The sequence below is a fragment of the Kitasatospora sp. NPDC059722 genome, from assembly GCF_042733235.1.
Lineage (GTDB): Bacteria > Actinomycetota > Actinomycetes > Streptomycetales > Streptomycetaceae > Kitasatospora.
Genome location: NZ_JBHWGD010000046.1, coordinates 3,969 through 16,934, shown reverse-complemented (window position 1 = coordinate 16,934; position 12,966 = coordinate 3,969). Strand labels below are relative to the sequence as shown.

Genomic DNA, 12,966 nt, shown 5'->3' with positions numbered 1-12,966 from the left:
GCGTTTGCCCAGGAGGAGGAGCGAGAAGTGACAGACACCACGAGCGGTTCCGCACGCGGGTCGAAGTCCGACAAGGCCGCGGCGAAGGGTGCCGGCAAGGCGCCCAAGGGCGGTCTCCGGATGGAGCGCATCTACACCACCCCTGGCGTCCACCCGTACGACGAGGTCCGCTGGGAGCGGCGCGACGTCGTCATGACCAACTGGCGCGACGGGTCGGTCAACTTCGAGCAGCGCGGCGTCGAGTTCCCCGACTTCTGGTCGGTCAACGCGGTCAACATCGTCACGTCCAAGTACTTCCGCGGCGCCGTCGGCACCCCGCAGCGCGAGTGGAGCCTCAAGCAGATCATCGACCGCGTGGTGCTCACCTACCGCGCCGCCGGCGAGAAGCACGGCTACTTCGCCGCCAAGGACGACGCCGAGATCTTCGAGCACGAGCTGACCCACGCCCTCCTCCACCAGGTGTTCAGCTTCAACTCGCCGGTCTGGTTCAACGTCGGCACCAAGCAGCCCCAGCAGGTCAGCGCCTGCTTCATCCTGGCCGTCGACGACTCCATGGAGTCGATCCTCGACTGGTACAAGGAAGAGGGCATGATCTTCAAGGGCGGCTCCGGCGCCGGCCTCAACCTCTCCCGCATCCGCTCCTCCAAGGAGCTCCTCACCTCCGGCGGCAACGCCTCCGGCCCGGTCTCCTTCATGCGCGGTGCCGACGCCTCCGCCGGCACCATCAAGTCCGGCGGCGCCACCCGCCGGGCCGCCAAGATGGTCGTGCTCGACGTCGACCACCCGGACGTCGAGGCCTTCATCGAGACCAAGGTGAAGGAGGAGGAGAAGATCCGCGCCCTGCGCGACGCGGGCTTCGACATGGACCTCGGCGGCGACGACATCGCCTCCGTCCAGTACCAGAACGCCAACAACTCGGTCCGCGTCTCCGACGAATTCATGACCGCCGTCGAGAACGGCACCGAATTCGGCCTGCGCGCCCGCCTCACCGGCGAGGTCATCGAGACCGTCGACGCGAAGAAGCTGTTCCGCAAGATGGCCGAGGCCGCCTGGGCCTGCGCCGACCCCGGCATCCAGTACGACTCCGTCATCAACCACTGGCACACCTGCCCGGAGTCCGGCCGCATCAACGCGTCCAACCCCTGCTCCGAGTACATGCACCTGGACAACTCCAGCTGCAACCTCGCCTCGCTCAACCTGATGAAGTTCCTGCGCGACGACACTGCGTCCAACGGTGGGCAGGGGTTCGACGCCGCCACCTTCGCCAAGGTCGTCGAGCTGGTCATCACCGCGATGGACATCTCCATCTGCTTCGCCGACTTCCCGACCGAGAAGATCGGCGAGACCACCCGCGCCTACCGCCAGCTCGGCATCGGCTACGCCAACCTCGGCGCCCTGCTGATGGCCACCGGCCACGCCTACGACAGCGAGGGCGGCCGCGCCCTGGCCGGCGCCATCACCTCGCTGATGACCGGCACCGCCTACCGCCGCGGCGCCGAGCTCGCCGGCGTCGTCGGCCCGTACGACGGCTACGCCCGCAACGCCGCCCCGCACCAGCGGGTCATGAAGCAGCACGCGGACGCCTCCCTGGACGCCGTCTCCCTCGACGACCTGGACGCCCCGGTCTGGCTCGCGGCCAACAAGACCTGGCAGGACGTGCTGCGCCTCGGCGCGCAGAACGGCTTCCGCAACGCCCAGGCCTCGGTCCTCGCCCCGACCGGCACCATCGGCCTGATGATGGACTGCGACACCACCGGCGTCGAGCCCGACCTCGCCCTGGTCAAGTTCAAGAAGCTCGTCGGCGGCGGCTCGATGCAGATCGTCAACGGCACCGTCCCGCGCGCCCTCAAGCGCCTCGGCTACCAGGACGAGCAGATCGAGGCGGTCGTCGCCCACATCGGCGAGCACGGCAACGTCGTCGACGCGCCGGGCCTCAAGGCCGAGCACTACGAGGTGTTCGACTGCGCGATGGGCGAGCGCTCCATCTCGCCGATGGGGCACGTGCGGATGATGGCCGCGATCCAGCCGTGGATCTCCGGCGCCATCTCCAAGACCGTGAACATGCCGGCCGCCGCGACCGTCGAGGACGTCGAGGAGATCTACTTCGAGGCGTGGAAGATGGGCGTCAAGGCGCTCGCCATCTACCGCGAAAACTCGAAGGTCGGCCAGCCGCTCTCGGCCAAGAAGAAGGACTCCGAGACCAAGGCCGAGGAGGCCCAGGCCCCCGCCGCGGTCGAGAAGGTCGTCGAGTACCGCCCGGTCCGCAAGCGCCTGCCCAAGGGCCGCCCGGGCATCACCACCTCCTTCACGGTCGGTGGCGCCGAGGGCTACATGACGGCCAACTCCTACCCGGACGACGGCCTCGGCGAGGTCTTCCTGAAGATGTCCAAGCAGGGCTCGACCCTCGCGGGCATGATGGACGCCTTCTCCATCGCCGTCTCGGTCGGCCTCCAGTACGGCGTGCCGCTGGAGACCTACGTCTCGAAGTTCACCAACATGCGCTTCGAGCCGGCCGGCCTGACCGACGACCCGGACGTGCGGATGGCGCAGTCGATCGTCGACTACATCTTCCGCCGCCTGGCGCTGGACTTCCTGCCCTTCGAGACCCGCTCGGCGCTCGGCATCCACTCCGTCGAGGAGCGCCAGCGCCACCTGGAGACGGGTTCGTACGAGCCGCTGGAGGCCGAGGAGCTCGACACCGAGTCCCTCGCCCAGTCCGCCCCGGTGGCCCCGGTGGCCGCCAAGCCCGCCCCGGCCCCGGCCGCGCCGGCGCCCAAGGCCCCGGCGAAGCAGGCCCACAACTCCACGGAGCTGATGGAGATCCAGCTCGGCCTCAACGCCGACGCCCCGCTGTGCTTCTCCTGCGGCACCAAGATGCGCCGCGCCGGCAGCTGCTACCTCTGCGAGGGCTGCGGCTCCACCAGCGGCTGCAGCTGATCACGCCCGACCCCGGTGTCACCTCGCCTGAGGTGAACCACTGAAGCGGGGCGAGGACTTCACGGTCCTCGCCCCGCTTTTTCATGCCCGTCCGCATGAATGTCCGCCCGTATCGGTGTGTCCCTCCGCCTCGGGACGCCGATGTCACGGATGGGGCCGGTGGACTGTCGGTAGGGGGTGAAGGGCTTTCGGAGAGGAGCGGGTGAGTCATGACGGTGCTGGTGACCGGGGCGACGGGGACGTTGGGGCGGGAGGTGGTGCGGCTGCTGGTCGCGCGTGGGGTGGCGGTGCGCGGGTTGAGCCGGCGGGTCCGGGGCGGCGGGGCGGACGGGGTCGAGTGGGTGGCCGGCGACCTGGTGACGGGGGACGGGGTCGCTGCGGCGGTGGCCGGGGTGGAGACGGTGATCGACTGCGCGACCTCCCAGGGCAAGAAGGACCTGGACGCCGTGCGGCACCTGGTCGCGGCGGCCGAACGGGCCGGGGTGCGGCACCTCGTGTACGTGTCGATCGTCGGCGTCGACCGGGTGCCGATTCCGTACTACCGGACGAAGTACGCGTGCGAGCGGGTCGTGCGGGAGTCCCGGCTGGGCTGGACGGTGCTGCGGGCGACGCAGTTCCACGACCTGCTGCTGAGGTTCTTCGGCGCCTCGGCGAAGCTGCCGGTGTTCCCGGTGCTCACCGGGGTGCGGTGCCAGCCGGTGGACGTCCGGGAGGCCGCCGCGCACGTCGTGGAGCTGGTGGGGGAGGGGCCGTCCGGCTACGCGCCCGAGGTCGGCGGCCCGCAGGTGCGGACGTACCGGGACCTGGCCGAGGCCTACCTGCGCGCCACCGGCCGCCGCCGGCTGCTGCTCCCCCTGAGCCTCCCGGGCTCGGCCGTCCGCGAGCTGCGGGCGGGCGGCCTCCTCACCCCGGAGCGCGCGGTGGGCCGGGGCACCTTCGAGGAGACCCTGGCGGAGCGCTTCGGCCATCGCTGATGTCAACCAGGGTTGACACATGCGCCCGCGTCAACCAAAGTTGACACCATGAGCGAGAGCGGAGAGCTCGCGGCAGCCGCGAGCAGCCGGGACCCCGCCGTGGGGCTCCGGTCGGTCCGGGCCCTGCGCGACCTGGCGGACCGCCTGGAGAAGCTCCAGGTGGGCAACGCCCGTGCGCAGGGCTGGTCCTGGCAGGACATCGCGGTCTGCCTCGGGGTGACCCGGCAGGCCGTGCACAAGAAGTACGCCCGGCGGGGGGCCGGCCCGGAACAGGACGGAGACTGAGCGATGTTCGAGCGATTCACCGACGGGGCGCGGAGCGTGGTGTTCGTGGCCCAGGACGAGGCCCGGCTGCTGCGGCAGGCCGGTGTCGGCACGGAGCACCTGCTGCTGGGGATCCTGGCGCAGGAGGCGGACCCCGGGGCCGCGGTCCTGATCGACGCCGGCCTGGACCGGGAGACGGCGCGGCAGGCGGTGGCCCGGCTGATCGGGCCGCGCGACGACGCCGAGGCGCTGGCCTCGATCGGGGTGGACCTGGACGCCGTCCGGTCGGCCGTGGAGGCGGCCTTCGGCGAGGGGGCGCTGGACGCGCCGGCCGAGGAGGGGCCGAAGCGGCGCGGCTGGTTCAGGCAGGCGGACGCGAAACCGGCCCGCAGTCGGTTCGGCTCCGGGGCGAAGAAGGCACTGGAGCTGTCGCTGCGGGAGTCGCTGCGGCTGAAGTCCGGTCAGATCGCGGTGGGGCACCTGCTGCTCGGGGTGATCCGGGAGGGGGACGGGCTCGGGGCGCGGGTGATCGTCGATCACGGGCTGGACCTGGGGGCCGTCCGGCAGGCGGTGGAGGCGAAGCTGGCCTGAGGGCGGGTGCGGTTCGGTCGGGCGCCCGCTCGGCGCCTGCTTTCGGCTCGGTCGGGCGTGCGGTGGGCGTGCCGTGGGCATCCGTCGGACGTCGCGAATCGGTGTAGGCGACGTGAATGAACGAGATTGACCGTCAACTGGCTGCTTGAGGGCAATGTCTGAATCGATATGATCGGCCGAAAGCGTGAATCGATCAGCCGCCCGGAGACGTTTCGCGACGCCGCCGGGCGGCCTCGTATGCGCTCGAACCACCGTCGGTGCCACTAGTGCCACCAGTGTCGCCGATCCGCCGCCCGAGCCGCCGCCGTTGTCGAGGACCGCACTGATGAGAGAAGCCACCAGCTCCGACGGCGGCCCGCGCCGACCGCCCGCGCCACGGACCGTCGCGCTGACCGCCGCGGCCGTCCTGCTCGCCCTGGTCGCCGCGCCGGTCGGGATCGGCCGGGCACTGGGCGCCCACCAGCCGCTGACGGCGCTCGCCGTCGGGGCCGTCAGCGTCCTGTGGCTGATCGCCGTCGGCGTGGCCGCGAGCGGGACCGAGCGCTCCCGGCGGCTGGCCGAGGACCTCGCCGTCCAGCACCAGGAGACCACCGCCGCCCTCGTCCTCGCCGGCTCCGCCCGGCAGGCCGAGACCGCCGCGCACGACGACGCGGCCTCCGCCCGCGCCGAGCGGGACGCCGCCCGGGCCGAGCAGGCCCGGATCGCGGCGGACGTCGTCGCCGCGCACGCCGAGCTGGCCCGGCTGGGTGCCGAGCTCGACGAGGCGCGGGCGCGGACCGAGGAGGCCCGGGCGGCCGCCGAGGCCGAGCGCGTGGACCTCGACCGGCTCGCCGACGGCGTCCTGCCCGAGGTCGTGAAGAAGCTCCGGAACGGCGCGTCCGTCGACAGCGCGCTGACCGCCCACCGTGCGCACCCCCAGCACGCGCTGCTGCGCGTCGTCGCGGACGAGGTCGGCCGGGGCGAACGGCTGCGGGCCGCCGCGCTCGCGGTGTGCGCGACGGCCGCCGGGCGCGTCCAGGCGCTGGCCACGAGCATGCACGCGGAGCTGCGCGAGATGCAGCACCGGCACGACGAGGAGGTCCTCGGCGACCTCCTGCGACTGGACCACTCGACCGCCCAGGCCGGCCGCATGGCCGACAGCATCGCGGTGCTCACCGGTGCGCGCTCGGGCCGCCGCTGGGCCAAGCCGATCGCGGTGGAGTCGGTGTTGCGCGGCGCGCTCGGCCGGATCGGCGCCTACCAGCGGGTGCGGCTGCACAACGCCAGCACCGCGGCCGTCGCCGGGTACGCGGCCGAGGGCGTGATGCACGCGCTGGCCGAACTCCTCGACAACGCCACCAACTTCTCCGCCCCGCCGGCCGAGGTGCACGTCTACGTCGAGGAGGTGTCGGCCGGGCTGGCGATCACCGTCGAGGACAGCGGTCTCGGCCTGAGCGACAGCTGGCTGCGCCGGGCCGAACGGGCCGTCTCCGCCGAGCCGTTGGACCTCGCCACGCTCTCCGCCGGTACCCGGCTGGGCCTCGCGGTGGTCGGCGTGCTGGCCCGCAAGCACGGCCTGCAGATCTCGTTCCGGCCGTCGGCGCGCGGCGGTACGGGCGTGGTGGTGCTGGTTCCGCAGCAGTTGCTCACGCACGGCGCTCCGGCGCCCGCCCCGGTCCAGCCGCCGGTCGCTGAGACGGTGCGCCCCGCGCTCACCCCTGCACGCCCGGTGCCCGCTCCGCTGCCGCCCGCGCCCACCGCCCCGGTGGTCCCCGCACCGGCCGCCCCGGCCCCGCTGCCGCCCGCGCCCACCCCGATCACCGACAGCGGCCTGCCGCAGCGCCGCCGCGGCCAGACCCTCGCCGCCACCGCCCCCGCGGCGGCGGCCCCGTCCGCGAAACCCGTCCGCGCGGACGCCTCGACGGCCGCCGCCCGGTTCGGCGCCTTCCGCCGGGCCGCCCAGCGCGCCGCGGAGGACACCGCGACCATGGACGCCCCGACCACGGACATTGCGACCATGGACGCCCCGACCCTGGCCACCGCGACCACGGACGCCCCGACCACGGACACCGACACCACGCCCGACCCTTCCCCCGTCACCGAGAAGGACTCCTGATGAGCAGCGCGACCGACCGTGACCTCGACTGGCTGTTGGAAAACCTGCTGAGCGTCACCCCCGGCGCCCGGCACGCCCTGGTGCTCTCCGCCGACGGCCTCAAGCTCTGCCACACCTCCGGCCTCGACGCCGACCGGGCCGACCAGCTGGCCGCGATCGCCTCCGGCCTGCAGAGCCTGGCGCACGGCGCCTCGATCGAGTTCGGCGACGGCACCGGCGGCGTCCGGCAGTCGATGACCGAGTTCCACGGCGGCATCCTGTGCATCGTGGCGGCCGGCGAAGGCGCGCACCTGGCCGTCGTCACGGACGACGAGGCGGACGTGGGCGTGGTCGGCCACAACATGCACGGCCTGATCGAGCAGATCGGCGTCCACCTGAGCGCGCCGGCCAGGTCGGTGGAGGAGACCGGGACGCACGAGAGCGCCCGGGCATGAACGCCGGGCCGGTCCTGCCGGGTCGGGACGACGACCCGGACCGCCTCTACACGATCACCCGGGGCCGCAGCCGCTCCCCGGAGAACGCCTTCGACCTGGTCACGCTGATCGTCGCCGAGCGGGAGCCGGCGCCGGGCATGCAGTCGGAGCACGCGCGCATCCTGCGGATGTGCGAGGCCCCGACCGCCGTCGTGGAGGTCGCGGCGGAGCTGGCGCTGCCGGTCTCGGTGGTGAAGATCCTGCTCGGTGACCTGCTGGAGTCCGGGGCCGTCACCGCCCGGCACCCCCGGTTCGCGCCGAACAAGGCGCGGCTGCCCGATCTCGACACGCTGAAGCAGGTGCTGCATGGCCTCCAACGGCTCTGACCCCTCCACGACGGCGGCTCCGGCGGTTTCGACGGCTCCGACGGAGGCCCCGGCGACGGCCCCGGTCACCGGCCGCACCCCGCTGCGCGCGACCGCCGACAACGCGCTGAAGATCGTCGTGGTCGGCGGCTTCGGCGTCGGCAAGACGACGCTGGTCGGCTCGGTCAGCGAGATCCGTCCGCTGAACACCGAGGAGGTCATGACGCGGGCGGGCGAGGGCATCGACCCGGCCGGCGCGTGGGGCAAGCGCTCCACGACGGTCGCCTTCGACTTCGGCCGGATCACGCTCTCCGAGAGCCAGGTGCTCTACCTGTTCGGCGCGCCGGGGCAGGAACGTTTCTGGTTCCTGTGGGACCGCCTGTTCAGCGGCGCGCTCGGCGCGGTCGTCCTGGTGGACACCCGGCGCCTGGAGGAGTCCTGGTACGCCATCGACCGGCTGGAGCACCACGGCACCCCGTTCATCGTGGCCCGCAACAACTTCGGCGAGCCGGCCCACACCCTGGAGCAGGTCCGCGAGGCGCTCGACCTGCCCCCGGAAGTGCCGCTGGTGGACTGCGACGCCCGGGACCGGGAGTCCGGCAAGCGGGTGCTGATCGAGCTGGTCGGCCACCTGGCCGCGCTCGCGGAGGCCGAGGCCGGGCTCCCCGTGCAGCCGGCCGCCTCCCGCCACGCCGAATCCCCCGCGCAGCAGTACGAGGCGCACCAGTACGAGGAGAGCACCCCGTGACCGAGCCCGCCGTCACCCCGCCCCCGGGCTGCCCCGCGCACGCCGGCGCCACGCCGCTGTACGGGCCGCGCTTCCAGACCGACCCGGCCCAGCTCTACCGCGAGCTGCGCGCCCAGCACGGCCCGGTGGCCCCGGTCGAACTGGCCGGCGGCGTCCCCGCCTGGCTGGTCATCGGCTACCGCGAGCTCCAACTGGTGACCGGGCAGCCCCAGTTGTTCGGCCGCGACTCCAGCCGCTGGCACGCCTGGGACACCCTGCCCGCCGACTGGCCGCTGAAGCCGATGATGGCGCCGGTGCCGTCGATCCTCTACGCCGAGGGCGAGGAGCACGTGCGCCGCTCCCGGGCGGTCACCGACGCGCTGGCCGCGGCCGACCCGTACGAGCTGCGCAAGCACGCCGAGGAGATCGCCGACCGGCTGATCGACGACTTCGCCGGCCGCGGCGAGGCGGACCTGGTCGCCGAGTACGCGCACCGGATGCCGCTGCTGGTGCTGTGCCGGGTGCTCGGCCTGGACGAGGAGCAGGCTCCGGAGCTGATCACGGCGCTGCTGACCATGCTGGACGGCGGCCCGGACGCCCCGGCCGGCGCGCAGCGGCTGCTGGAGCTGATGCTCGCCCTGGTGCGGGAGAAGTCCGAGCACCCGGGTGCCGACGTCGCCTCGCGCATGCTGGAGCACCCGGCCGGACTGACGGAGGACGAGGTGATGCGCGACCTGCGGGTGCTGCTGATCGCCGGCCACCAGCCGTCCTCGTACTGGATCTCCAACGCGCTGCGCCTGATGCTCACCGACGAGCGGTTCGCGGCCTCGCTCGCGGGCGGCCGGCGCAGCATCAGCCAGGCCCTCAACGAGGCGCTCTGGGAGGACACCCCGACGCAGATCTTCGCCGGCCGGTGGGCCGTGCGGGACACCCACCTCGGCGGCCAGCGGATCGCCGAGGGGGACATGCTCCTGCTGGGCTTCGCCGGGGCGAATTCCGACCCGTCGGTGCGCCGGCCGGACGGCCGGCCCGCCGAGGGCAACCGGGCGCACATGAGCTACTCGTACGGCGAGCACGGCTGCCCGTTCCCCGCGCAGGAGGCGGCCGAGGTGATCGCCACGACGGCGATCGAGGTGCTGCTGGACCGGCTGCCGGACCTGCGGCTCGCGGTGGCCGAGCACGCGCTGGTGTGGCGGCCGTCGGCGTGGGTGCGGGGGCTGGTGGCGCTGCCGGTCTCGTTCACCCCGGGGCACGCGGCCTGACCGGTCTGTCCTCGGGCTTCCCACCGCTCGAACCGCTCGAACCGCTCGAACCGCTCGAAGTTCCGTCCTCTCGTCAGCCCCGAAGCCCCGTAGTCCGAAGGAGAGTTGCCGATGTCCGTGGCCCCGGCCCCGTTCGTCCTCGACCCGCTGGCCCGCGACAGCGCCGCCGAGGGCGCCCTGCTGCGCGCCGCCGGTCCGGCGGTGCCGGTCGAGCTGCCCGGCGGGGTCGCCGCGTGGGCGGTGACCCGGCACGCCGCGGCGCGCGACCTGCTGACCGATTCCCGGCTGGTGAAGGACGCCGCGCACTGGGCCGCCTTCCAGCGCGGAGAGGTCCCGAAGACCTGGCCGCTGATCGGCCTCGCGGTGCCCGGTCCGAGCATGGTGACCACGGACGGCGCCGAGCACCGCCGGCTGCGGGCGCTGGTGGCGCAGGCGTTCACCCCGCGCCGGGTGGAGCTGATGCGCCCGCGCGTCGAGGAGATCACGCACCGGCTGCTGGACGCGCTGGCCGCGGGCGGGCCGGAGGTGGACCTGAAGTCGGCGTTCGCGTTCCCGCTGCCGATGACGGTGATCTGCTCGCTGCTGGGCGTGCCGGAGTCGGACCACGGCGTGCTGCGCGACCTGTACGAGCGGTTCTTCGGCATCAAGCCGGACCCGGCGGGTATCCAGGCGACCATCGCCGGGCTGAACGCCTTCGTCAACGACCTGGTGGCGCAGCGCCGTTCGGCCCCCGGCGACGACCTGGCGAGCGTGTTGCTGGCGGCGGACACCGAGGGCGGCGCGCTGACCGACGCGGAGGCGGCGGCGACCCTGCGGGTGATCATCGCGGCCGGTCACGAGACCACGGTGAACCTGATCGGCAACGCCGTCCGGGCGCTGCTGGCCCACCCGGAGCAGCTGGCGCTGGTGCGGTCGGGGCTGGTGCCGTGGGACGCGGTGGTGGAGGAGTCGCTCCGCTGGACGCCGCCGACCAGCAACTTCCTGTTCCGCTTCGCCGCCGAGGACATCCCGGTCGGCGACACGGTGATCCCGGCGGGCGAGCCGGTGCTGATCTCGTACAACGCGATCGGCCGGGACCCGGCGCAGCACGGCATCACGGCGGAGGTGTTCGACGTTACCCGGGACGCGTCCCGGCACCTGTCCTTCGGCCACGGTCCGCACGTCTGCCCGGGGTCGCCGCTGGCCAGGCTGGAGGCGGGGGTCGCGCTGCCGGCGCTGTTCGAGCGGTTCCCGGGGCTGTCGCTCGGGGTGCCGGACGGGGAGCTGCGGCCGAGCCCGTCGCTGGTGGTCAACAGCCTGCTGGAGCTGCCGGTCCGGCTCTTCTGACGGACGGCCGTGGGGGGGGGCCCCCCCCCGGGGGGGGGGGGGGCGCCGCGGGGGCGGGGGGGGGGGGGGGCCGGGGGGGGTGGGGGGGGGGCGGGGGGGGGCGGGGGGGGGGGCGCCCCCGGGGGGGCGCGGGCGGCGCGGCACTCCCGGCGCCCGCCGGCGGGGCGGCCCCGTCCTCTTGGGGGGGGGGGCCGCCGGCGTGTCCTGGCGGGGCGGGAGCCCGTGGGGAGACGGGCGGCGGCTTGTCGGGACGCGGTCGGGTCACGACCGGGACACCGCGCGATGAAGGTCGATCGCGGACCTTGGCGGCGACCGGCGGCTGGGTTAACGTCGTCGGATCGGCCGCACGTCCAATCCGACGATCCGATCAGCCGACTATCTCCGGTACAGCGCAATGTCGTTCGGTCCACAGCCGGCAGCACGCCCTGGCGAGGAGAACCGCATTGACCCTCAACCCGACCGCACCGTCCCCGAGTTCCCGCCGCCGTCTGGTCGCCGCGCCCGCGCTGCTCGCGGCGCTGGCGCTGACCGCCGCCTGCTCCAACAGCTCCGGCGGTTCGGGCGACGGCGGGGGAGCGGCCCAGTCGCTGTCCGGCGACTGCGCCAAGTACCAGCCGTACGCCGGGCATTCGGGCACCACGGTGACGATGTTCGCCTCGATCCTCAGCCCGGAGTCGGACAACCTGGAGAAGTCCTGGGCGGAGTTCTCCAAGTGCACCGGGATCAGGATCAGTTACGAGGGGTCGAACGACTTCGAGTCCCAGCTGCCGGTCCGCGTGGCCGGCGGGAACGCCCCGGACTTCGCGATCATCCCGCAGCCCGGCCTGCTGGCGCAGATGGTGAAGAGCGGCAAGGTGGTGAAGCCGCCCGCCCAGACGGTCACCAACCAGGACCGGTGGAGCCCGGTCTGGCGGACCTACGGCTCGGTCAACGGCACGTTCTACGCGGCCCCGATGAGCGCCAACATGAAGTCGCTGGTCTGGTACTCGCCGAAGGCCTTCAAGGCGGCCGGCTACGAGGTGCCGAAGACCTGGGCGGACCTGATGGCGCTCAGCGACAGGATCGCCAAGGCGGGCGGCGGCAAGCCGTGGTGCGGCGGCATCGCCTCCGGCACGGCCACCGGCTGGCCGGCCACCGACTGGCTGGAGGAGGTGGTGCTGGGCACGTACGGCGGTGACGTGTACGACCAGTGGGTGGGCCACCAGGTGAAGTTCTCCGACGAGAAGATCACCACCGCCATGAAGACGGTCGCCGGCTGGATGCAGAACCCGGCCTGGGTCAACGGCGGCTTCGGCGACGTGAAGTCGATCGCCACGACGACGTTCCAGGACGCGGGCACGCCGATCCTGAGCGGCAAGTGCTTCATGCTCCAGCAGGCCTCCTTCTACAAGGCGCAGTGGCCCAAGGACACGAAGATCGCTCCGGACGGCGACGTGTTCGCCTTCCACCTGCCCGCGGTGAACCCCGGCGTCCCCAGCCCGGTCGAGGGCGGCGGCGAGTTCCTGACCGCGTTCTCGAACCGGCCCGAGGCGCAGGCGGTGCAGAACTACCTGTCCAGCTCGGACTGGGCGAGCAGCCGGGTGAAGACGGCCACCGGCTGGGTCTCGGCCAACCAGGGCGTCGACAAGAGCCTGTACACCGACCCGGTCGACCGGCTGTCGGCGGACGCGCTGACCGACCCGGGCGCGACCTTCCGCTTCGACGCCTCCGACATGATGCCGGCCGCGATCGGCTCCGGACAGGAGTGGAAGTCGCTGACCTCCTGGTTCGCCGAGGGCCAGACGATCCAGAAGGTCGCGGGCGACATCGACGCCGCCTGGCCGCAGTAGCCCGCGGCCGGGCAGGCCTCGCGGCGCCGCGACGGCGGACGCCGCTCCGGGGCCCCACGCCCGGCGCCGTCACGGGACCACCTGTCGAGGGGGGGGGGGGGGGGCCCCCCCCCCCCCCCCCCCCCCCCCCCCCCCCCCCCCCCCACCCCCCACACCAACCACAGACCGCCACGCACCCCCCCC

General features: G+C 73.4%; 11 protein-coding genes. All 11 read left to right on the top strand.

Annotated elements, in window-relative coordinates:
• Positions 1-27: 27 nt before the first annotated feature.
• The 11 genes from ACFV4F_RS26520 (at position 28) to ACFV4F_RS26470 (ending at position 12,783) form a co-directional block, all read left to right on the top strand.
• Positions 28-2,937: a vitamin B12-dependent ribonucleotide reductase gene (locus ACFV4F_RS26520; RefSeq protein ID WP_380439470.1), complete on the top strand. Its 2,910-nt coding sequence runs from the start codon at positions 28-30 to the stop codon at positions 2,935-2,937.
• 209 nt (positions 2,938-3,146) lie between these two features.
• Positions 3,147-3,911: an SDR family oxidoreductase gene (locus tag ACFV4F_RS26515; RefSeq protein ID WP_380506031.1), complete on the top strand. Its 765-nt coding sequence runs from the start codon at positions 3,147-3,149 to the stop codon at positions 3,909-3,911.
• 48 nt (positions 3,912-3,959) lie between these two features.
• Positions 3,960-4,196, top strand: coding sequence for a helix-turn-helix domain-containing protein (locus ACFV4F_RS26510; protein WP_359964858.1), 237 nt, complete (start codon positions 3,960-3,962; stop codon positions 4,194-4,196).
• Between the two features lie 3 nt (positions 4,197-4,199).
• Positions 4,200-4,766, top strand: a complete 567-nt coding sequence (locus ACFV4F_RS26505; protein ID WP_380439478.1) for a Clp protease N-terminal domain-containing protein — start codon at positions 4,200-4,202, stop codon at positions 4,764-4,766.
• Positions 4,767-5,091: 325 nt separating this feature from the next.
• Positions 5,092-6,861: a sensor histidine kinase gene (locus tag ACFV4F_RS26500; protein ID WP_380506028.1), complete on the top strand. Its 1,770-nt coding sequence runs from the start codon at positions 5,092-5,094 to the stop codon at positions 6,859-6,861.
• Positions 6,861-7,295, top strand: coding sequence for a roadblock/LC7 domain-containing protein (locus ACFV4F_RS26495; protein ID WP_329924667.1), 435 nt, complete (start codon positions 6,861-6,863; stop codon positions 7,293-7,295). The genes ACFV4F_RS26500 and ACFV4F_RS26495 overlap by 1 nt, the downstream gene beginning before the upstream one ends.
• Entirely contained in the window at positions 7,292-7,660 is a 369-nt protein-coding gene (locus ACFV4F_RS26490) for a DUF742 domain-containing protein (RefSeq protein WP_329924666.1), read from the top strand. Before ACFV4F_RS26495 ends, ACFV4F_RS26490 begins: the two co-directional genes overlap by 4 nt.
• Positions 7,641-8,387, top strand: a complete 747-nt coding sequence (locus tag ACFV4F_RS26485; protein WP_380506025.1) for an ATP/GTP-binding protein — start codon at positions 7,641-7,643, stop codon at positions 8,385-8,387. The genes ACFV4F_RS26490 and ACFV4F_RS26485 overlap by 20 nt, the downstream gene beginning before the upstream one ends.
• Positions 8,384-9,628, top strand: a complete 1,245-nt coding sequence (locus ACFV4F_RS26480) for a cytochrome P450 (RefSeq protein ID WP_380439484.1) — start codon at positions 8,384-8,386, stop codon at positions 9,626-9,628. Before ACFV4F_RS26485 ends, ACFV4F_RS26480 begins: the two co-directional genes overlap by 4 nt.
• A 111-nt stretch (positions 9,629-9,739) precedes the next feature.
• The gene (locus ACFV4F_RS26475; RefSeq protein WP_380439486.1) at positions 9,740-10,954 is read left to right on the top strand and encodes a cytochrome P450; all 1,215 of its coding nucleotides are present in this window, start codon (positions 9,740-9,742) and stop codon (positions 10,952-10,954) included.
• Positions 10,955-11,397: 443 nt separating this feature from the next.
• Positions 11,398-12,783: an ABC transporter substrate-binding protein gene (locus ACFV4F_RS26470; protein WP_380439488.1), complete on the top strand. Its 1,386-nt coding sequence runs from the start codon at positions 11,398-11,400 to the stop codon at positions 12,781-12,783.
• The last annotated feature ends 183 nt before the right edge of the window (positions 12,784-12,966 follow it).

What these genes read in the sequence shown, in the direction of transcription:
- ACFV4F_RS26515 (WP_380506031.1), top strand. Translation starts at nt 3,147, where the DNA reads ATGACGGTGCTGGTGACCGGGGCGACGGGGACGTTGGGGCGGGAGGTG.
- ACFV4F_RS26510 (WP_359964858.1), top strand. Translation starts at nt 3,960, where the DNA reads ATGAGCGAGAGCGGAGAGCTCGCGGCAGCCGCGAGCAGCCGGGACCCC.
- ACFV4F_RS26505 (WP_380439478.1), top strand. Translation starts at nt 4,200, where the DNA reads ATGTTCGAGCGATTCACCGACGGGGCGCGGAGCGTGGTGTTCGTGGCC.
- ACFV4F_RS26500 (WP_380506028.1), top strand. Translation starts at nt 5,092, where the DNA reads ATGAGAGAAGCCACCAGCTCCGACGGCGGCCCGCGCCGACCGCCCGCG.
- ACFV4F_RS26495 (WP_329924667.1), top strand. Translation starts at nt 6,861, where the DNA reads ATGAGCAGCGCGACCGACCGTGACCTCGACTGGCTGTTGGAAAACCTG.
- ACFV4F_RS26490 (WP_329924666.1), top strand. Translation starts at nt 7,292, where the DNA reads ATGAACGCCGGGCCGGTCCTGCCGGGTCGGGACGACGACCCGGACCGC.
- ACFV4F_RS26485 (WP_380506025.1), top strand. Translation starts at nt 7,641, where the DNA reads ATGGCCTCCAACGGCTCTGACCCCTCCACGACGGCGGCTCCGGCGGTT.
- ACFV4F_RS26475 (WP_380439486.1), top strand. Translation starts at nt 9,740, where the DNA reads ATGTCCGTGGCCCCGGCCCCGTTCGTCCTCGACCCGCTGGCCCGCGAC.